The sequence below is a fragment of the Streptomyces sp. NPDC050147 genome (assembly GCF_040660195.1).
In the GTDB taxonomy this organism is placed as follows: Bacteria; Actinomycetota; Actinomycetes; order Streptomycetales; family Streptomycetaceae; genus Streptomyces.
In genome coordinates this window covers 128,817-149,040 of sequence record NZ_JBFALJ010000004.1, presented here as the reverse complement: position 1 = coordinate 149,040, position 20,224 = coordinate 128,817, and the positions used below count along the sequence as shown (strand labels likewise).

Sequence of the window (20,224 nt, the reverse complement as noted above, 5' to 3'; positions counted from 1 at the left end):
TGCTGAACCGATGAACTGTGCTGAACCTCGAAGGGAATACCGTGTCGGAGCCGTTTTCCGTGAGCATCAGCGTCCGTGGGTACGAGACGGACTCGCAGGGCCACCTGAACCAAGCCGTCTATCTGCAGTACGCCGAGCACGCCCGCTGGTCGGTGCTGCGCGCGGCGGGCATCGAGCAGGCCGATCTGCTCGCCAAGGGGGTGGGCCCGGTCGCCCTGGAGAACACCATCCGCTACTTCAGCGAACTGCGCGCGGGTGACGAGGTGGAGGTGACCTGCGCGTTCCTCTGGGGCGAGCGCAAGACGTTCCGCATCGAGCAGTCGATCCACAAGGCGGACGGCACCAAGGCCGCCGAGCTGCACTCCATCGGCGGCCTCCTGGACCTCGCCGAACGGCAGATGGTGGCGGACCCCCGCGAGTACTTCAGGGCGCTGGCGGACGATCCGACCGTGATCGGCCTCTGACGGCCGCCGCGGGAACTAGATTGGCGGGTGATCGTTCTTTTCAGCAGTAAGCAGGCTCCCGCTCCCCTCCAGGAGGCCCCCGTGCCGGACCGCGAACCCCTAGCCGACGCAGCCGCGGACATACGCGCGCGTATCGACACCAGCACGCCGCACTCCGCGCGCTTTTGGAACTACTTCGTGGGCGGCAAGGACAACTACGAGAAGGACCGCGAACTCGGCGACCACATCAAGGAGATCCATCCCGGTCTCGTCGATGTGGCGCGTCTGAGCCGGCACTTCCTCGGCCGCGCGGTCCGGCATCTGGCGACGGAACGGGGCATCCGCCAGTTCCTCGACATCGGCACGGGCCTGCCGACCGCCGACAACACGCACGAGGTCGCCCAGCGCGCGGCTCCGGACTCCCGGATCGTGTACGTGGACAACGACCCGCTCGTCCTGGCCCACGCCCGCGCGCTGCTCACCAGCACTCCGGAGGGCGAGACCGCGTACATCGACGCTGATCTCTACGCCCCCGAAGCCGTCCTGGAGTCCGCGAGCGCGACCCTGGACCTGTCGCGACCGGTCGCCCTGATGATCCTCAACACCCTTGGCCACGTGGCCGATTACGAGCAGGCGCGCGAGTTGGTGTCCCGTCTCATGGCGGGCTTGGCGTCCGGCAGCTATCTGGTGATCAGTGACAGCACCGCCACCAGCGAGGGCATGATCGCGGCGTCGAACGCGTACAACAAGAGCGGCGCGATTCCGTACCACGTCCGCGGCGTCGAGGAGATCGGCGGGTTCTTCGACGGGCTCGAGCTGTTGGACCCCGGTGTCTCTCAAGTCACCCGGTGGCGCCCGGACTCCGCCTCCGAGGACATGACACCGGTCGACGCGTACGGCGCGGTGGCCCGCAAGCCGTAGCCGTCCCCGCATCCCCGGGAGTCCACGGGGGCGTGAGCCGTCCGCTTCTTAGATCGATCCAGGCACCTCTCTTGCCTCGCGGTCGGCCGGGCCATTACGGTCCGGCCAGCCGTGAATCTACGCGCGTCGCGCATCGAGCGAGAGGTCCCTGACCATGCGTAAGACCCTTCTGACCGCAATCACCGCTCTGGGCGCGGGACTTGCCATGGTGCTTGGCACCGGCCCGTCCACCGCGCAGCCGGAGGCAGGTCGGTGGCACCAGGTCGGGGGCGACGTGAGGTCCGGCATCAGCGGCCTCACCGTCACCTACCGTTCGGGGAGTGAACTTCGCGCCCTCGTCGTACGCGACAACAAGCGACCCGGCGAGAACCGCATCGCCGAAGTGACCCACCGCCTCGGCCGGCCGGCCGAGGTCGCGGCGATCAGCTGGCAGGACGGCATCGAGCCCGTGGACCTGGAAGCGGTCGACGCGGTGCCGGGGACGTCCGACGAGTTCGTGGCCGTCGCGAGCCGCGGGCTCGCCTATCACTTCAAGCTGACCGACGCCGGGGAAGCCGCGAAGGTCCTGGACATCGCGCCGCTGCCCGCGATCGGCGCCGGTGACGATTTTGAGAGCTTCGCCCTGACCGCACGGAACGGGAAGATGGCGGCGCTCTGGGCGGACCGGGGCGAGGGCGCGGACCGCCCCGCGACGCTGTACGCGGCTCCGTTCTCGATCAGCTCCTACGGTGAGTCGGAGTTCGGGGAGGTGAGGAAGGCGACTCTCCGTGCGCCGTACCCGAAGGGGAACGTGCGCCACGCGTCGGACATCGAGGTGAGCAAGTCCGGCCGCGTCCTGGTCAGTTCCGCGTCCGATGCCGGTGACGACGGCCCGTTCGACTCCGCCGTGAGCGACGCGGGCCGGCTGACCGTGACCCGCGCGGGACAGGTGCGGCTTACGGTCGCCAAGTCGCCCGAGCTCCTGGACAAGTTCGACGGCCACAAGATCGAGGCGCTGCACTGCGTACCCGGCTCCGGCCTCGCGGCCCTCGGCACGGACGACGAGAACGCGGGCGGCTCCCTCACCACTCGCCGCCTCTGCGACTGACCCCGACGCCGCTCGCCCACCGCTTCCGGCGTACGGGTGCTGCCGGACCCCGCCCCGTACGCCGGTAAAGCCGCCCGACCGCCGCGCACTGCAAGGCCATGGACACCGCCATGGCCAGGCAGACGCCCGGCAGCCCCAGGCTCGACAAGGCGTACGCGAGCCCCAGTTGTACCGCCACTCCACATCCCGTGATGCGGGCGAGAACCGGGCTGCCGCCGCTGCCCTCGAACACTCCGCCCAGCGCGATGAAGCAGGCCAGCAGCGTCAAGTACGGCCCCAGGCAGCGCAGATAGAGCGTGCCCGCGTCGGCCACCTCGCCCTCGGCTCCGAACGCCCGCATGATCCATGGGGCGGCGGCGAACAGCAGCAGCCCGGCTCCGAGACCCAAGGCTCCCGCGAGGCGGAGCGCCTGGCGCCCGACGGCGAGCCGTTCGTCGCTTCCGGCGCCCAGCAGGTGGGCGGTGTGAATGGCCGCGGCCTGACGCACGGAGTAGAAGGCCATGGTCGCCAGATACATCGCCTTGGTCGCGATGCCGTACGCGGCCACCTCACCGACGCCGATCCTGGCGACGACCGCGACCAGGGCGAGCGCGCCCGCCATCCGGAGAACGAAGTCCGCCGACATCGGCAGGCCCGTCACCATCGTCCCGCGGGCGTCGGCGGCCAGTTGCCTGGCCCGGCGCAGGGCCGGTCCGGTGCGGGCCGCAGGTGGCTGGACGGACGGTTCCGGGCGCCTCTTGACGGACGCTCGGCGCAGTTCGGCGTTGCGGCTCAGCGCCACGAAACCGCAGATCAGGGCGGCTGCCCGGCCGATGACCGTGGCGATCGCCGCGCCGCGCACCCCGAGGCCGAGTCCGAAAATGAACAAGGGGTCCAGTACCAGGATCAGGCCGTTGGCCAGCAGCGCGAGGCGCATCGGGGTGCGGGTGTCGCCCGCACCCTTGAGGATTCCGTCGACGACATTCGTGGCGAAGTACACCGCCACACCCGGCAGCGCGATCGCGAAGTAGCCGGTCGTCAGGGCGTAGGCGTCCCCCTCGTCTCCCCCGAGGACCAACCGGGCCAGCGGCTCCCGGCAGAGGTATCCGCCGACGGCCACGACCGGCGTGATCAGCGCCCACAGCGCCCAGCCGCCCCGCACGGCGGACCGTACGGCGGCCGGGTCCCGCGCTCCCCTGGCTCGGGCGACCAGGACCGTCGTACCGGAACCGGCCATGAGGATCACACCGAGCAGCAGGTTCTCGACGTTCGTGGCGACGGCCACCGCGGCGACCGCGGCTCCGCCGAGCCGGGCCACCCAGACCATGCTGATGATCCCGGCCGTGACCCCGGCGAGCAGCTCGAAGTAGACCGGATACGCCAGCGACACGAGTCGGCGCCGGTGCTCCTTCCCAGGCGCTGTTGCTGTCGAGCCCATGACGCGTTCCCCCTCTTTCCGCTGTACCTCGAAACGAGGTACAGCGGAAAGAGATAGCATCAACCGCACGGCCGGACAAGGGCGCACCCTCGGCGAGCGCGTACGGAAGGGGCTCAACTCAATGCTGGAGCTGTCGATCCTGGGCTTCCTCCGCGAGGGGGCCCTGCACGGCTACGACCTCAAGACCCGCATCCAGGGCCTCAGCGGCCACATCCGCCCGGTGAGCGACGGTGCGCTCTATCCGGCGATCACCCGCCTGGTCAAGGCGGGCCTCGTGGAACAGCGCACCGAACCGGGCAAGAGCGCCGCGCCCCGCCGGATCCTCTCCCTCACCGAGGCGGGACGCGGCGAGCTCCTGGCCAGGCTCCGGGACCCCAAGGACACCGAAATCACCGACGGGCAGCGCTTCTTCACCCTGCTCGCCTTCCTCCGTCACCTGCCCGACCCGGCCGAGCAGGCCGCCGTTCTCCGCCGCCGCCAGGCCTTCCTGGACATGCCGGCGAGCTTCTTCTACCGCGAAGGGAAGCCGGTGGCGGCGGAGGAGGCACCCGACCTCTTCCGTCAGGGCATGCTCCGGATCGCGCGCGCCACCGGCACGGAGGAGAAGAAGTGGCTGGCCGAGGCCATCGGCACCTTGGAGGTGGAGGCCGGGCACGGCTGAGGGTTCGGTGGGCCCCGGCCTCGCTCAGCGACGGACGATCCGCGGCCCGCTCAGCGCGCGTACAGCTGCGTCGCGGGCACGATCTGCTGCTCCTGTCCGGGGCTGGACCAGAGCAGCTTCAGGTGGGCCTCGCCCGTCTGTTCCGCGTACTCGACCTTGATCGAGTGCCGCTTGCCCGCGGTGAGGGCGATCCGCCCCTTGTCGATCTTCGGCTCGTGCGGCGTCCACGAGTCGATGACGAGCTTGCCGTCGACCCACACCCGCGCCATGTCGTCCGAGACGGTCGTCAGCGTGTACGTCTCCGAGCGGCGCGGCTCCAGTTTGCCGGTCCAGCGGACGCTGAACTGGTCGGAGGGGATGCTCGCCGCCGGTGACCCCTCGTACTTCCAGGCGTGGTTGACCGTACGGTCGGTTCGGGTGATCCTCGGGGCGCCGCTCAGCTCGGCGTTGTCGAAGATTTCCTGCTTCAGGCCGTTGCCCTTGCCGGGGCGGGCCGTCGGGCCCTGGTCCACCTTCAGCTCGATGACCGTGGCGGTGGCGTTGGCCGCGGTGCCGGACGGCTTCAGGTCGTAGCCGTCGCCGGACTTGTCGACCGTCACCTTCTGATCACTGCCGAGCACCCGAGCGGACGTGACCTTGAAGTCCGTACGTGCCTTCAGGTGCAGGGCGGCGCCGGACGCGGGCCAGTGGGTGACCGCCGCGTAGAGCTTGTCGCCCTTGCGGCTGACCGAACCCCAGGACGGTTCCTCGACGAGACCGCCGAAACGGGCGCCGAACACCGCGTTGCCCTGGCCCGACGTACGCAGCCAGTCGCCCATCTGCTGCAGACGGTCGACGGAGGGCTGCGGGACGCGGCCGCGGGCGTCCGGGCCGACGTTCAGGAGGTAGTTGCCGCTGCGGGACGTCGTGGAGAGGAGGTTTCTGACCAGGGTCGCCGAGGACTTCCAGTCGGTGTCGTAGCGCGCGAAGCCCCAGTGGCCGTTGAGGGTCATGCAGGACTCCCAGAGCTGGCCGTCGACCGGGGCGCCGGGGATCTCCTGCTCGGGGGTGCCGTAGTCGCCGTCGACGACGCGGCGCTTGCCGACGCGGTTGTTGATGATCAGGTCCGGGTCGAGGTCACGGAGGTAGGCCTCCAGCTTCTCGCCGTCCCTCGCCGTCCAGGGGTTGTGGGGCTTGTCCGTGTCCCACTCGCCGTCGAACCAGAGCAGGGCCGGGTCGTAGGTGTCGACCAGTTCCTTGAGCTGGGCGCGCATCCGCTGCTCGTACCGGGGGAAGGTCGCCGGGTCCGGGAAGTCCGGATCGTGCCAGTCCCAGATCGAGTAGTAGAAGCCGAGCTTGATGCCCGCGTCGTCCGACGCCTTCTTCAGCTCGGCGAGGATGTCGCGCTTCTTGTCGAAGGACGAGTGGTCCCGCAGGTTGAAGTCGTTGACCTTCGTGGGCCACATCGCGTATCCCTCGTGATGCTTCGAGGTGATGACGATGTAGCGCATTCCGGCGTCCTTGGCCGCCTTGACCACGGCCTCGGCGTCGAAGTCGGCGGGGTTGAAGGTCGCGGCCCGCTTCTCGTACTCCGCCTTCGGTATGTCGCACTGACGCTGGATCCACTCGGCGTCACGGCAGACGGAGCCGTCGGCCTTCTTGTACTCGCCCTCCAGGTTGGAGTACGCGCCGAAGTGGATGAACATCCCGAAGCGGTCCTGCCGCCACCAGTTGGTGCGATCGGCGGTGAAGGGGTCGTCGATGGCGTGGTCGGTTCCGGGCCCGGTGGCCGCGGGCCGCTCGGCCGCGGGGGACGCGGCGGCGGAGGGCTCCGTCGGGGCGGCGACCGCCGAGGGGACGGCGGTCGCGGCGAGGGCCGAGACGAGGAGCAGGGCGACCCCGGCGACTCTTCGCCGGGTGCGGCTGAGCTGTGTGCGCATGGGGGCGACTCCCTGAGGTTGACGGGTCGGTCGGGAACGTAGGGTCGAATACATCGGATGTCAATGCACCCAACTAGGCCTACCTAGCCTCGGTTTGAGCGATCCTGCCGCGATCGAGCGCCATCCATCCGATGACTGATGCCGGGTGCTCATGACGCCGCGGCGCGCGGGGCGGAGACTCGGCGCACCGCCGGGAGTCGCACGGGAGACGCGTCCGCCTGGACTTGCGGGAACGGCCTCATGGACTTCCCGTGACGTCCCCGCGCACGTACGCTTCGGAAATCGAAGCACGCAGAGGCGCGTGGATGAGCGCTCCCCGCCCGCGCGGCCACTCACCGCTCAGCCCAGGAGGACCGACACCGATGAGCCTCGACGTACGTGATCTGCTCGCACCCTGCGCCCCGGACGGCGCAAGCCTTCCGCTCGCCCCGGACGTCGTGTTCCACAGCCCGGTCGCCGACTACAGCGGCCGGGACGACGTGGCGCACCTGCTCCCGAAGCTCGGGCAGTGCCTGACCGGGATCGAGCCGGAACAGGAGTTCACCGAGGACGGCGGGCGGCACAGCGTGACGACGTTCCACGGCAACGTCCGGGACGAAAGCGTCTACGGCGCGTTCGTGCAGGAGGTCGACGAACAGGGCCGGCTCAGGGAGGCCACCTTGCTGCTCCGTCCGCTCAACACCCTGCGGACCGCCGTGTCGATCATGCGCGAGGCCCTTGCGGCTGATCCCCTGCCGAGTTCACGCTGACCTCTTCCGCCCAGCGCCTCGCCCAGCCGTCCAACGGCAGCAGCGCCTGATGGGCCTCACGCCCAAGCGCGGTCAACGCATAAGCGGCGTCCGGCAGTTGATGCACGAGACGGGCTTCGAGAAGCTCGGTCAAACGCTGGCGCAGCACGCTGGACGACATGGCGTCGCACTGCTGCCGCAACGCGCGGAATCCCAGTGGCCCGGACCGCAGCTCCCACACGATCCGCAGGCTCCAGCGCCGCCCGAACAGGTCGAGTGCGGCCATCAGGGGGCGGCCGGTGGTCGAAGCGGGGGTCGGTCGGCCGGGCAGCGGTGCGGTCATCCGCCGACGGTAACACCGTGCTTCTACTATCGAAGCACGGCCCTGACGCCTGGCACCCTCGCGGGACCTTGACCGTGATGCACGCCCGGTTCACGCCCGGTTCATCGTGGTGCACCGTCAGCACGCCACGCTGATGCCGAGCACTGTCACGCCGATACACGCCCCGCTGATGCCGACCGCCGCCCCGCTGACGCCGAGCACCGCCACGCCGATGCCGCGCACCACCCCGCTGATGCCGAGCACTGCCGACCCCGGGAGGGTATCCCTACGTCATGCCCCTGGCCCGCCGCACCTTCCTGACCGCCCTCACCTCCCTCGCCGGAACGACCGGCGCCGCCGTCGCCTGCTCCGGCTCCGGCTCCACCGCCGACGGCGCCCCGACCCCCGATTCACCCGCGATCAAGGCCGCCCGGCGACTGCTGCCCGGACACTGGAAGCAGCTCGCGTTCACCACCTCGGGCCCTGCCGACACTTTCCGCATCTCCGCAGGACACGGCCGGATCACCATCACCGGACCGACCCCGGCGGTACAACTCACCGGCCTGCGCCACTACTTGAAGCACAGTGCCCACGCGAACATCACCTGGGCCGGCAGCCAGCTCAACCTTCCCGACCGGCTCCCCGGCGTCGACAAGCCGGTCACGCGCAGCGCCAACGCCCCGCACCGCTTCGTCCTGAACGACACGAACGACGGTTACACCGGGGCGTACCACGACTGGTCGTACTGGGAGCGCGAGATCGACGTGCTCGCGCTGCACGGCTACAACGAAGTACTCGTGTACGTCGGCGCCGACGCGCTCTACCACCGCGTGTTCCAGGAGTTCGGCTACTCCGACAAGGAGATGCGCGAGTGGATCCCGGCCCCGGCCCACCAGCCGTGGTGGCTGCTGCAGAACATGTCCGCGTTCCCGCATCCCGTCTCCCGCCAACTCCTCGCCGAGAGAGCCGCGTTGGGCCGCCGCATCACCGACCGGCTGCGCGAGCTCGGCATGACGCCGGTGCTCCCCGGCTACTTCGGGACGGTCCCGCCCGGGTTCGCCGCGAAGAATCCCGGCGCGAAGACCGTGCCACAGGGCGACTGGGTCGGCTTCACGCGACCTGACTGGCTGGACCCGCGCACAGAGCACTTCAACCGGGTGGCCGCGACCTTCTACCGCGTACAGGACGAGCTGTTCGGCGCGTCGACGATGTACAAGATGGACCTCCTCCACGAGGGCGGAAAGCCGGGCGACGTACCGGTCCCGGCCGCGGCGAAGGCCGTCGAGAGGGCCCTCCAGACCGCGCACCCCGGCGCCATCTGGGTGATCCTCGGCTGGCAGAGCAACCCGCCCAAGGCCATCGTCGACGCCGTCGACAAGTCGATGATGCTGGTGGTCGACGGCCTCTCCGACCGCTTCACGAAGGTCACCGACCGCGAGTCCGACTGGAACGACACGCCGTACACCTTCGGCTCGATCTGGAACTTCGGCGGGCACACGACGCTCGGCGCCAACACCCCCGACTGGGCGGCGCTCCACGAGAAGTGGCGCACCAAGGAGGGCAGCACCATGCGCGGCATCTCCCTGATGCCGGAGGCGGCGGACAACAACCCGGCAGCTTTCGAGCTCTTCTCGGAACTGGCTTGGCGCACCGGCGACTTGGACCTCACGACGTGGTTCTCCGACTGGTCGGTGTCCCGCTACGGCGCCGCCGACCCGCACGCGGCCGCCGCTTGGGACATCCTGCGTCGCACCGCGTACGGCACGACGCGTGCCGACGAGTGGTCCGAGGGCGCGGACGGCCTCTTCGGCGCACGCCCCGCCCTGTCCGCGAAGTCGGCGGCGGCCTGGTCGCCGAAGGCGATGCGCTACGCCCCCGCGGACTTCGAGCCCGCCCTCGCCGAACTCCTGGCGGTGCGTCGCGATCTGCGGGGCTCCTCCGCCTACCGCCGTGACCTCCTGGACGTGGCACGCCAGGCGCTCTCCAACCGCAGCCGGGTGCTCCTGCCCCGGATCAAGCAGGCGTACGACGACCGCGACACCACCCGCTTCGACCGGCTGACCCGGACCTGGCTCGGCCTGATGGACCTGCTCGACAAGCTGATGGCCACCGACTCCCGTCACCTGCTCGGCCGTTGGGTCGCCGACGCCCGCGCCTGGGGCGCCGACGCGGCGGAGCGGAACCACCTCGCGTACGACCAGCTGTCGCTTCTCACGGTGTGGGGCACGCGGGCCGGGGCGGACGCGGGCCTGCGTGACTACGCGAACCGGGAGTGGGCCGGACTGGTCGGCGGGCTCTACCGGCTGCGCTGGGAAACGTACTTCAAGGAGCTGCGGTCAGCGCTCACCGAGGACCGACCGCCGAAGGCGATCGACTGGTTCGCCATCGAGGACGCCTGGATTCGTGACCACAGGAAGCCGGGGCGCCTCGCCACCCGCCCGACCGGCAGCACGTACAAAGTCGCTGTTCAGGTCCGCGAGCGGCTGACCGGGACGCGGTAACCGGCCGGGATGCGGCCTACAGGACGCCCAACTCGCCCCCGCTCATTGGGTATACGTCACTCCCGAACTCTGGTAGGAAACCTTCCTAACAGTACGCGGAAGAGCCAAGAGTCATCGGATCGACGACGAACTCCCCCACCTTGGAGGCCCCGTGCCCACCCCCCGCCGCACGCACGCACCCCGCACGCACACCTCACGCCGCACCCTGCTCGCCGCCCTCGGCGCCTCGCTCGTCGCGGGCCCCGTCATCACCGCCCGGACGGCGGGCGCCACTCCCACCGCCAAGGCGGGCGGTCTCGACGATCCGGCGAAGAAGGAGATCGCCATGAAGATCGTGTGCAGCGCCGAGAACTCCGACCTCAACTGGAAGGAGTACTACGGCTACTGCGAGGACATCGGCGACGGCCGCGGCTACACCGCCGGGATCATCGGCTTCTGCTCGGGCACGGGCGACATGCTCGACCTCGTGGAGCTCTACACCGAGCGCAAGCCGAACAACGTCCTCGCCAAGTACCTGCCTGCGCTGCGCGAGGTGGACGGCACCGACTCCCACGAGGGCCTCGACCCCCACTACAAGCGGGACTGGGAGAGGGCAGCCAGGGACCCCGAGTTCCAGCGGGCGCAGAACAACGAGCGTGACCGCGTCTACTTCAATCCGGCCGTCAAGCAGGGCAAGGCGGACGGCATCGGCGTCCTCGGGCAGTTCGCGTACTACGACGCGATCGTGATGCACGGCGACGGCGGCGACAACACCAGCTTCCGCAACATCCGTCGCCGCGCCCTGCGTTCGGCCGAGCCGCCGTCCCAGGGTGGCGACGAGACGGACTACCTCCACGCGTTCCTGGACGCACGCGTCTGGGCGATGAAACAGGAGGAGGCACACGAGGACACCAGCCGCGTGGACACGGCTCAGCGGGTGTTCCTGAGGAAGGGCAACCTGAACCTGAACACGCCACTGGAGTGGAAGGTGTACGGGGACTCGTACCGGATCGGCTGAGGGGTCCGGATCGGTGAGGGGTCCGGATCGGTGAGGGGTCCGGATCGGCGCGGGGTGCCGGCTGTGGCTTCGGCGGCCGGTGCCCCGCGCAGATATAGCAGCGCCGATGTAGCAGCGCCGACGTAGCAGCGCCGATGTAGCAGCGCTTACGTGATGCGTGAAGAATTCGTCGCTGGTGCTGGAGGGTGGCGCCGCCCGATCCTGGCTGAATGATCGGAATGAATGCGTTCCTCGGCATCGCAGTGGTGTCCCTGGGCATGGTGCTCACGCCCGGCCCCAACATGATGTACCTCGTCTCGCGGAGCATCACCCAGGGCAGGCGGGCCGGGGCCATCTCCCTGGCAGGGGTGGCCGTCGGCTTCCTCGTCTACCTGACGGCGGCCAACCTGGGCCTGTCGCTCGTCTTCCTGGCGGTCCCCCAGTTGTACGTGGCCGTGAAGCTGGCCGGGGCGGCCTACTTGGCGTGGCTGGCTTGGAAGGCGCTGAAGCCGGGCGGGACATCGGTCTTCGCCCACCAGGAGCTGACCCCCGACTCCCCCCGGCGCCTGTTCACCATGGGCATGCTGACGAACCTCCTGAACCCGAAGGTCGCCATCATGTACGTCTCCCTCATACCCCAGTTCATCGACCCGGCGACCGGCCACGCCCTGCTGCAGGGCTTCATGCTGGGCGGCATCCAGATCTCCATCAGCCTGGGGGTGAACCTCGCCATCGTGATGGCGGCGGGCACCATCACGGTGTTCCTGGCCCGCCGCCCGACGTGGCTGCGGGTGCAGCGGTACGTGATGGGGACGGTACTCGGCGGACTGGCCCTCCGCCTGGCAACGGACCGCACCCCGGCGACGGCTAGCTGAAGCCCTGCCGGACAACGGACGCACCCCGGCAACGGCAAGCTGAGGCTTCGCTGGGCCGGGGGCTTTGATCCGTACCGGGGCCGTCCGGTTGCCGCGAGGTTGGCGGTTGCGGGGCGGGTGTCAAGGGCGCTCCTGCGTCGCGTCGGCTGCGCCGATTCCGCTGCGCTCCACCCTTGACACCCGTCCCTCCACCGCGCGAGGGAAGACGACCGGACGGCCCAGGGGCGGGACTCTCGACCACTCCCGTCGGGCTTTTGCTGTTTTCCGGCCGACTGCGGACTGGTTCGTCGCAGGGCACCCCGAGGGGGGAGGGTGCGCGGTCGCTTCGGGGAGGGGTGCCGGTCTCGTCAAGCGGCTGCCGTCCGGGTCTTCTGGGGTGACCGCAAGGAGTGAGGTGCGCAGGGCGGTCCGGAGAGGGGCGCCGGTCTCGTCAAGCGTCCGTCGACCGGAACTTCCGGGGTGGCCATAAGGGGTAGGAGTGCGCAGGGCGGTCCGGGAATGGCTGCCGGTCTGGCGTCTGTCGACCGGGTCTTCTGGGGTGACCGTCACGGGAGGTGTGCGCGAACGCTTCGGGGAGGGGTGGCGGTGTCGTCAGGCGTCTGCCGACCGGAACTTCCGGGGTGACCGCCACGGGGCAGGGGTGCGCAGGACGGTCCGGGGAAGGGTGGCGGTGGCATCAGGCGTCCGTCGACCCGATCTTCCAGGGTGGCCGCAAGGGGCAGGGGCGCGTTGGGCGGTCCGGGGGATGGGTGGCGGTGTCGTCGGACGGCTTGCCGACCGTTCTGTCCGGGGTGGCCGTCAGGGGTTGGGGTGCGCAGGGCGCCCGGTGGGTGGGGGTCTTATCGGGCGTCTGACGACCGGGCCTCCCGGGTGTGGCCGCCGGGGGGGATGAGTGAGCGGTGCCGGGACGGCGTCCGGTCACGGCCGGGGGTCTGTCCATCGCGTGTGGCCGTCGTGGCTGTGAGCGCGGGTGGTGGCAGCGTCGGGAGTGGCGATGGTGAGTGGTGTGGCTGCCGTGGTGTTCATCCCGCACGCCCACTATCGCAAAGTGGGGCATACCGGCGTCCGGAGGTGTGAATTGCAAGAAAGTTCCACCTCTGGCCTGCACGGCATGGCGTGTCGTGGGACTTTCCTGCAATCTACTGCCGACGGCCGCCTGTCGCGGACCCGGGGCAGCCCCGCAGGCCGCCCCATCAACCCGGCAGACCACCCCGCACCCGCAAGCCACACCGCCCAGGACAGCAATCCCCCACAGCCCACCCACAGCTCACCCGCTGACCGCCGCCACCCGCAACACCAGCAACGCCCGCACCCGACAGACCAACCAGCAGCCGCCCGACGGCACCCCCACCCGTCCCCGGGCCGTCCTGCGCACCCCTGCCCCGTGACGGTCACCCCGGAAGTTCCGGTCGACAGACGCCTGACGACACCGCCACCCCTCCCCGGAGCGACCGCGCACCTCCCGCGTGACGGCCACCCAAGAAGATCCGGTTGGCACTCGCCTGACGAGACCGGCACCCATTCCCGAACCGCCCTGCGCACCTCACCCCTTGCGGCCACCCCAGAAGACCCGGTCGACGGACGCTTGACGACACCGCCACCCCTCCCCGAAGCGACCGCGCACCCTCCCCCCTCGGGGTGCCCTGCGACGAACAAGTCCGCACCCGACAGTGAAGCCGGGTGAGTAGCCGGCCCTGGTCGAGAGTCCCGCCCCTGGGCCGTCCGGTCGTCTTCCCTCGCGCGGTGGAGGGACGGGTGTCAAGGGTGGAGCGAAGCGGAATCGGCGCAGCCGACGCGACGCAGGAGCGCCCTTGACACCCGGCCCGTAACCGCCAACCTCGCGACAACCGGACGGCCCCGGCACCAACACCACCCCCGGCCCAGCAAAGCCCCCGCCCCAGCAACTCCACCCCACAGGCCAACACCACCCCCACCCCAGCAACTCCACCCCGCAGACCAGCACCACCCCACAGGCCAACACCACCCCCACCCCAACAAAGCCTCAGCCAGCCGGGCCCGTACGCCGCCCGCAGAGCGCAGCAGCTGTCGCCGCCAGCATCGCCGTGCTTCCCCCGAGGACCATCACCACAGTGGTGGACGCCGTGTCCACCACCGCGCCGCCCGCCAGCGCGCCGAACGCGAACGTCGCCTGGAACGAGGACGTGAACAGCACGGACGCGGCCTCGGGCGCACCCGGCGCCGCCGTCACGAACCACGTCTGGGAGCAGACCGGCACCGCCCCGTACGCGGCGCCCCAGATCAGGAGCAGCGTCAGCGCGCCGGCCCTCCCCGTGCCGAGAACGGGAAGCAGCAGCATCGCGGCGGCCAGCAGACACGCCGCCACCGTGAACGTGCCGCGCAGCCGGCGTCCCACCCACGCCCCCGCGAGGAAGTTGCCGAGGATCCCCGCGGCGCCGTAGGCCAGCAGGAAGACCGTGATCAACCGCGGGCCCGCATGCGTCACCTCCGCGAGGAACGGCGTGACGTACGTGTACGTACCGAAGTGGGCCGTCACGATGAGGAAGGTCGCGACGAGACCGCCCCTGACGCGCCGCGTACCGAGCAGGTCACGCAGGACAGCCAGCCGGGTGACCTGCTGTGGCGGCAGCGACGGCAGGGACACCACGAGCGCTGCGAGTACGGCCAGAGTGAAGACGCCCATCGCCACGAACACCACTCGCCAGCCCGCCAGTTGACCCACCAGCGTCCCCGCCGGTACGCCCAGCACGGAGCCGAGCGGTACCGCGGAGAAGATCACGGCGGTCGCCCGCCCTGCCTGCGCCTGGGGGACGAGGCGGGCCGCGAGCCCCGACCCGATGGACCAGAAGGCTCCGATGACGAGGCCCAGCAGGACCCGGGAGATCAGCATCAGCCAGTAGCCGGGCGCGAGCGCCGCGAGGAAGTTCGCGAGGGCGAGCACCAGGATCAGGGCGCAGAGCATGCGGCGCCGGTCGATACGGCCGGTCATGACCGTCACGGTCGGTGCCGCGACGGCGGCGAGGATGCCGGGCAGCGTCATCATCAGGCCGGCCGTGCCGTCCGAGATGCCGAAGGTGTCGCCGACGGGGGTGAGCAGACCGACCGGCAGGATCTCGGTGGTGACGATGGAGAAGAGCCCCATGGTGAGGGAGAGGACGGCGAGCCAGCCGACGAGGGGCGAACGGACGGGAGCGGCTACGGCGTTGCCTGGCGAGGCCGATGTGGTGGGTGCGGGCATGTTGCCGAGTTCAGCAGCGCGGCCCACTCGCGGTCTGGCGTGAATTCGACGTCAACGTCGCCTGGAGCGGTCAGCTGTCGCATGACCCCTGCGGCGGCACGACGCTCGGCCCGTCCAGGATGAGGTCGAGGAGGCGTTCGGCGTGCTCCCGGCCTCGCGCGGCGGCATCGTCTCCAGGAAGTCGGGGACGGCATCGCACAGTCGGGCCACCTCGTTGCGGTACGCCACCTAGATCAGGGCCTCAGCGGGGCGGGAAGTTGCGGTAAAGGGTGCGGATTTCCCACGCCCGCTTCCCTTGATGGACCCCGCCGGACGCGGTAGCCCGTGCCATCATCTTCGCCATCGCCATCGCCGTCGCCTTCGCCGTCGCCTTCGCCGTCAAACAGCCGGACGGCGCCCTGAACCAGCCGCCCTGAACTGCTGCAGCGACAAAGAAATAACCACGCACATAACTAGCGACGCCTAGTACGTGACGCCGGAAGCCGGCCCCGTCTCGCAGCAGTTCACGCGACAGCTCACGCGACAGCTCACGCGATGCGAGACGGAGCCGACCCACCACGTCAGTGGGCCCCCGCTGCGGAAGTCCCCTCGTGCACCCTCTGTTCAGCGATCTCTCCCCCAGGCTCCATCGGGTTGGTCACCTCGTCGTCCTCGCCGCGCTTGCCTATGTGGTTGAAGACCAGGTTCAGGAGTACCGCCGCGACACAGCCCGTGGAGATGCCCGAGTCGAGGATGATCTTCGCGGTCTCCGGGAACGCGTGGTAGAACTCCGGGGCCGCGATCGGGATGAGGCCGACGGCCAGCGAGACGGCCACGATCAGGACGTTGTTGTCACGCTCCAGGTTCGCCTTGACCAGCGTCTGGATGCCGCTCGCCGCGACCGAGCCGAAGAGGACGACACCCGCGCCGCCGAGCACCGGACGCGGTACGACGGCGATGAGCGATGCGGCCATCGGGCACAGGCCCATCAGGACCAGGAAGCCGCCGCCCACGGCGACAACGTACCGGCTGCGGATCTTCGTCATCGCGACCAGGCCGATGTTCTGCGCGAACGCGCTGCACATGAAGCCGTTGAAGAGCGGGCTGACCGCCGAGCCGAGACAGTCGGCCCGCAGCCCCGCCGCGATGGTCTTCTCGTCCGCGGGGCGATCCACGATCTCGCCGAGTGCCAGCATGTCGGCGGTGGACTCGGTCATGGAGACCACCATCACCACACACAGTGAGACGATCGCCGCCGCCGCGAACTGCGGTGCGCCGAAGTGGAACGGCGTCGGGAAACCGACGATGTCCGCGTCACCGACCGGGCTGAAGTCCGTGACGCCGAACGGGATCGCGATGAGCGTGCCGACGACGAGGCCGAGGAGTACGGCGATCTGCTTGACGAAGCCGGTGGTGAAACGGCGGAGCAGCAGGACGATCACGAGGGTGATGCCCGCGAGGCCGAGGTTCTTCATCGAGCCGTAGTCATCGGCGCCCGGCACAGGCCCCTGCGCCCAGCCGAAGGCCACGGGCATGAGCGAGATGCCGATGAGCGTGATGACCGTACCGGTCACCACCGGCGGGAAGAAGCGCACGAGCTTGGAGAAGAAGGGCGCCGCGATGAAGCCGAGTACACCGGCGACGATGACCGCGCCGAAGATGATCGGTAGCGCGTCGTCCTTGTTGTCGGTCGATTCGACGACCGCGATCATGGGGGCGACGCCGGCGAAGGTGACACCGTTGACGAAGGGCAGGCGGGCGCCGATCTTCCAGATGCCGAGCGTCTGGAGGAAGGTGGCGAGGCCCGCTGTGAAGAGACAGGCTCCGGTCAGGAAGGTGAGTTCCTTCGCCGAGAGCCCGATCGCCGCGCCCACGATGAGCGGAGGGGCGACGACACCCGCGTACATGGCGGCCACGTGCTGGAGGCCGGTCGTCGCCATCTTGAGCGGGGGAAGCTTCTGGTCGACGGGGTGGATCTCCTGTGCGGCGCTTTCGCCGCGTATGGCGCTTTCGCCGTCGACTTCGGATGGGTCCGGGGTGGTGCCTTGCTTGGTGAACCTGGGCTGAGTGGCCACTGTGGCTCCTCCGGTTGTTTTCCAGTACGGGCGGTGCCGGCACTTTTCGCTTCTGGGAGGTGGTGCGCGGTGCGTGGTGCAAGGACTTGCTCGGTATGAAGTTGTGGGTGGTGCGCCCAGGTATTACTGACCGCCCCGGGGACGTGAAGCTTTGGGCCACGTTCCGGGGCGGCACTTGAGCAGCCCGCTCGGCTGCTCAAGTCCGGTCAAGGGCCGTCCCCCCTGACCGGAGTTCCAGGTGTCAGCTCCCGGCGGAGATCCGCGCGAGGCGCTGCGCCTCCGCCCGCGCAGAGCGGGCGATGGCGTCCTCGTCGACGTGCAGCAGACGATCGTTCTCCACGATCGGGCGGCCGTTGACGAGGGAGAGCGTGACCGGGGCCGCCGCGCCGAAGACGATGGCGGTCACCGGATCGGCGATCGAGGAGTGCCCGATGCCGTCGATCTTCCAGAGGACCAGGTCGGCGAGCTTGCCCGGCTCGAGCGACCCGATCTGGCTTGCGCGGCCCAGGACTTGGGCACCGCCGAAGGTGCCGAGGCGCAGCGCCTGACGCGCGTTCAGGGCGGCTTCGCGGTGTGCGCCGAGGCGGTTGATGAGCAGCGCGTTGCGCAGCTCGGTGTGGAGTTCGCCGGACTCGTTGGACGCGGTGCCGTCGACACCGAGGCCGACCGGGACACCGGCCTTCAGCATGTCCGGTACGCGGGCGATGCCTGCCGCGAGGCGGGCGTTGGAGGACGGGCAGTGCGCGACTCCCGTACCCGTACGGGCGAACGCGGCGATGTCGGAGTCGTTCATGTGGACGCAGTGCGCCATCCACACGTCGTCACCGAGCCAGCCCGTCGACTCGAAGTAGTCGGTGGGGCCCATGCCGAAGAGCTCGTGGCAGAACTTCTCCTCCTCGACCGTCTCACTGCCGTGGGTGTGCAGGCGTACACCCTTGGCGCGTGCCAACTCGGCGCCCTGCTTCATGAGTTCGGTCGAGACCGAGAACGGGGAGCAGGGGGCGACGGCGACCTGCGTCATCGCGTCGAAGGAGGCGTCGTGGTGCTTGTCGACGGTCTCGGCGGTCGCGGCGAGGGCGCCTTCGAGGGTCTCGACGGCGAAGTCCGGCGGCAGGCCGCCGTCCTTCTCGCTGCGGTCCATGGAGCCGCGGGCGAGGGTGAAGCGGACACCCATGTCGCTCGCGGCGCCGATGATGGCGCCGGACAGGTCACCCGAGTTCTTCGGGAAGACGTAGTGGTGGTCCATGGCGGTGGTGACACCGCCGCGGGCCATCATGCCGAGCGAGCCCTGGGCCGCCGCCTTCACCATCTGCTCGTCGATGCGCGCCCAGGTCGGGTAGAGCGCCGTCAGCCACTGGAACAGGTTGTGGTCGGTGGCCAGGCCACGGGTGATCCACTGGTAGAAGTGGTGGTGGGTGTTGACCAGGCCGGGGGTCACGAGGTGACCGGTCCCGTCCACGCGGCGTACGACGTTCTGAAGGCCCTCGGGAGCCTTCCCCGCGCCGATGGACTCGATCTTGTTGCCCGCGACGACGACGTATCCCGACGCGTACTCGGTGTCGTCGGCGTCGACGGTCGCGATCGCGCAGTTCTCGATGACGATGCGCTGCAGGTCTGCCGGTGCTGCCATGGTGCTTCTTCCTTCTCTTACGGGTGGCGATGTGGGCACGGCATGACCCTAGGAAGATTTGAGTGCCGCGGCCGCGGGGCCACGGGTGCCGAGATGGTTGAAGAACAGGTTGAGCAGGACCGCGGCCAGCGCTCCCGCACTGATTCCGGAGCCGAGGACGGTCTGCGCCCAGGCCGGGAATTGCGCGTAGAAGGTCGGCGCGGCGAGCGGGATGATGCCCGCTCCGAGCGCGACGGCCACCAGGATGATGTTGGAGCTGTCGTCGAGTCCCGCCTCGGAGAGCGTGCGGATGCCGCTCACCGCGATGGAGCCGAAGAGGACGATTCCCGCGCCGCCGAGGACCGGCATCGGGACCACGTTGACGACGGCTCCGAGGACGGGGAAGGCCCCGAGCACGATGAGCGCGCCACCGGCGACGGCGACGACGTAGCGGCTGCGGACGCGGGTCAGCGAGACGACGCCGACGTTCTGCGCGAAGGCGGAGGTCGGGAAGCCGCCGAAGACGGGGCCGACGAGCGTCGCGATGCCGTCGGTGCGCAGGCCGCGGGTGATGGTCTTCCCGTTGGTCTCGCGCTCACAGATCTCACCGAGGGCCAGCATGCCGGCCGACGACTCGGTCATCAGGACCAGCATCACGATGCAGAGCGAGATGATCGCGGCGGGCTGGAAGGTGGGCGCGCCCGCGGCGAACGGCGTGGGCAGTGCGGCGAGCGGAGCCGACTGTACGGAGGTGAAGTCGGCCATGCCGAACGGGATCGCGGCGAGCGTTCCGATGAACATGCCTGCCAGCAGGGCGACTTGTTTGAGGAAGCCGCGGCCGAAGCGCTGGAAGAGCAGGATCACGACGAGGGTGAAGGCGGCGAGCGCCAGGTACTTCATGTCGCCGAACGTCGGGTCGGTGTCGTCCCCGCCCTGCGCCCACTTCACGGGCACCGGCATCAGCGTGACGCCGATGAGGGTGATGACGACCCCGGTGACCAGCGGCGGGAAGAAGCGCAGCAGCCTGCCGAAGAACGGGCCGATGGTGAGGCAGAAGATGCCCGCGACCATCACCGCGCCATAGATGGCCGGGAGTTGTTCGCCTTTGGCGTTGGTCTCGGCGATGGCGAGGATGGGCGCGATGCCCGCCGACGAGGCGGCGTTGACGAAGGGGAGCCGGTTGCCGACGAATCCTTTGACGCCGAGCGTCTGGAGGATGGTGGCGAGTCCGGCGATCAGCAGACCTGCCGCGATGAGCCGGGTCTGGGCCACGGTGTCGAGGCCGCAGGCCTGCCCGATGATCAGCGGCGGAGTGACGACGCCCGCGTACATGGCGGCGATGTGCTGGAGCGCGGCAGGGACCAGCCGCGAGGGGTGAAGCTTCTCATCCACCGGGTGACAGTCGGTAGTTGACTCGCTGTCAGCTACATCCGTCTTCGCCGATGGGGTGGGACACGGGCCTTTCGCCGGCCCCTTTGCAGGCTGTGCCATTGC

Annotated in this window: 16 protein-coding genes and 1 pseudogene; 8 read left to right on the top strand and 9 right to left on the bottom strand. The window is 69.7% G+C overall.

The genetic code is table 11. The annotated features are described in order from the left end of the window. The first annotated feature begins 41 nt into the window (after nt 1–41). The 3 genes from AB0I94_RS09335 (at nt 42) to AB0I94_RS09325 (ending at nt 2,451) form a co-directional block, all read left to right on the top strand. On the top strand, nt 42–464 hold the full coding sequence (locus AB0I94_RS09335) for an acyl-CoA thioesterase (RefSeq protein ID WP_363308852.1): 423 nt from the start codon (nt 42–44) through the stop codon (nt 462–464). 81 nt (nt 465–545) lie between these two features. Then, nucleotides 546–1,364, top strand: coding sequence for an SAM-dependent methyltransferase (locus AB0I94_RS09330; RefSeq protein ID WP_363308850.1), 819 nt, complete (start codon nt 546–548; stop codon nt 1,362–1,364). Nucleotides 1,365–1,518: 154 nt separating this feature from the next. Beyond that, a complete protein-coding gene (locus AB0I94_RS09325; protein WP_363308849.1) occupies nt 1,519–2,451 on the top strand; it encodes a hypothetical protein in 933 nt (310 codons plus the stop codon). Here the strand turns inward: AB0I94_RS09325 and AB0I94_RS09320 are convergent. Next, nucleotides 2,426–3,868, bottom strand: a complete 1,443-nt coding sequence (locus tag AB0I94_RS09320; protein ID WP_363308848.1) for an MATE family efflux transporter — start codon at nt 3,866–3,868, stop codon at nt 2,426–2,428. The genes AB0I94_RS09325 and AB0I94_RS09320 overlap by 26 nt on opposite strands. A 121-nt stretch (nt 3,869–3,989) precedes the next feature. On the opposite strand from AB0I94_RS09320, the gene AB0I94_RS09315 reads away from it, so the two are divergent. Next, nucleotides 3,990–4,529, top strand: a complete 540-nt coding sequence (locus AB0I94_RS09315; RefSeq protein ID WP_363308847.1) for a PadR family transcriptional regulator — start codon at nt 3,990–3,992, stop codon at nt 4,527–4,529. A gap of 50 nt (nt 4,530–4,579) precedes the next feature. Here AB0I94_RS09315 and AB0I94_RS09310 read toward each other — a convergent pair whose 3' ends face one another. Continuing rightward, nucleotides 4,580–6,448, bottom strand: a complete 1,869-nt coding sequence (locus tag AB0I94_RS09310) for an alpha-L-fucosidase (RefSeq protein WP_363308846.1) — start codon at nt 6,446–6,448, stop codon at nt 4,580–4,582. 362 nt (nt 6,449–6,810) lie between these two features. Between AB0I94_RS09310 and AB0I94_RS09305 the strand changes: the two genes are divergently transcribed. Next, the gene (locus tag AB0I94_RS09305; protein WP_363308845.1) at nt 6,811–7,197 is read left to right on the top strand and encodes a hypothetical protein; all 387 of its coding nucleotides are present in this window, start codon (nt 6,811–6,813) and stop codon (nt 7,195–7,197) included. On the opposite strand, the gene AB0I94_RS09300 is transcribed toward AB0I94_RS09305, so the two are convergent. Both AB0I94_RS09300 and AB0I94_RS09295 read right to left on the bottom strand, forming a co-directional pair. Then, nucleotides 7,151–7,519, bottom strand: a complete 369-nt coding sequence (locus AB0I94_RS09300; RefSeq protein ID WP_363308844.1) for a helix-turn-helix domain-containing protein — start codon at nt 7,517–7,519, stop codon at nt 7,151–7,153. The genes AB0I94_RS09305 and AB0I94_RS09300 overlap by 47 nt on opposite strands. 117 nt (nt 7,520–7,636) lie before the next feature. Further along, nucleotides 7,637–7,762 (bottom strand): hypothetical protein, encoded by a 126-nt coding sequence (locus tag AB0I94_RS09295; protein WP_363308843.1) that lies wholly within the window; start codon nt 7,760–7,762, stop codon nt 7,637–7,639. Nucleotides 7,763–7,791: 29 nt separating this feature from the next. Between AB0I94_RS09295 and AB0I94_RS09290 the strand changes: the two genes are divergently transcribed. The 3 genes from AB0I94_RS09290 (at nt 7,792) to AB0I94_RS09280 (ending at nt 11,850) form a co-directional block, all read left to right on the top strand. Beyond that, entirely contained in the window at nt 7,792–9,999 is a 2,208-nt protein-coding gene (locus AB0I94_RS09290; RefSeq protein ID WP_363308842.1) for an alpha-N-acetylglucosaminidase, read from the top strand. 151 nt (nt 10,000–10,150) lie between these two features. Further along, complete coding sequence (locus tag AB0I94_RS09285; protein WP_363308841.1) at nt 10,151–10,996, top strand: chitosanase; 846 nt, start codon at nt 10,151–10,153, stop codon at nt 10,994–10,996. Between the two features lie 209 nt (nt 10,997–11,205). Continuing rightward, nucleotides 11,206–11,850 (top strand): LysE family translocator, encoded by a 645-nt coding sequence (locus AB0I94_RS09280; RefSeq protein WP_363308840.1) that lies wholly within the window; start codon nt 11,206–11,208, stop codon nt 11,848–11,850. Between the two features lie 2,002 nt (nt 11,851–13,852). Here AB0I94_RS09280 and AB0I94_RS09275 read toward each other — a convergent pair. The 5 genes and pseudogenes from AB0I94_RS09275 to AB0I94_RS09255 form a co-directional block, all read right to left on the bottom strand. Beyond that, on the bottom strand, nt 13,853–15,067 hold the full coding sequence (locus tag AB0I94_RS09275; protein WP_363308839.1) for an MFS transporter: 1,215 nt from the start codon (nt 15,065–15,067) through the stop codon (nt 13,853–13,855). A 150-nt stretch (nt 15,068–15,217) separates the two neighbouring features. Next, nucleotides 15,218–15,398, bottom strand: a pseudogene (locus AB0I94_RS09270) (hypothetical protein); the annotation flags it as partial. Nucleotides 15,399–15,627: 229 nt separating this feature from the next. Beyond that, nucleotides 15,628–16,986, bottom strand: a complete 1,359-nt coding sequence (locus tag AB0I94_RS09265) for a nucleobase:cation symporter-2 family protein (RefSeq protein WP_363309029.1) — start codon at nt 16,984–16,986, stop codon at nt 15,628–15,630. Nucleotides 16,987–17,362: 376 nt separating this feature from the next. After that, nucleotides 17,363–18,751, bottom strand: a complete 1,389-nt coding sequence (locus AB0I94_RS09260) for an 8-oxoguanine deaminase (protein WP_363308838.1) — start codon at nt 18,749–18,751, stop codon at nt 17,363–17,365. A gap of 48 nt (nt 18,752–18,799) precedes the next feature. Next, nucleotides 18,800–20,221, bottom strand: coding sequence for a nucleobase:cation symporter-2 family protein (locus AB0I94_RS09255; protein ID WP_363308837.1), 1,422 nt, complete (start codon nt 20,219–20,221; stop codon nt 18,800–18,802). Nucleotides 20,222–20,224: the final 3 nt, after the last annotated feature.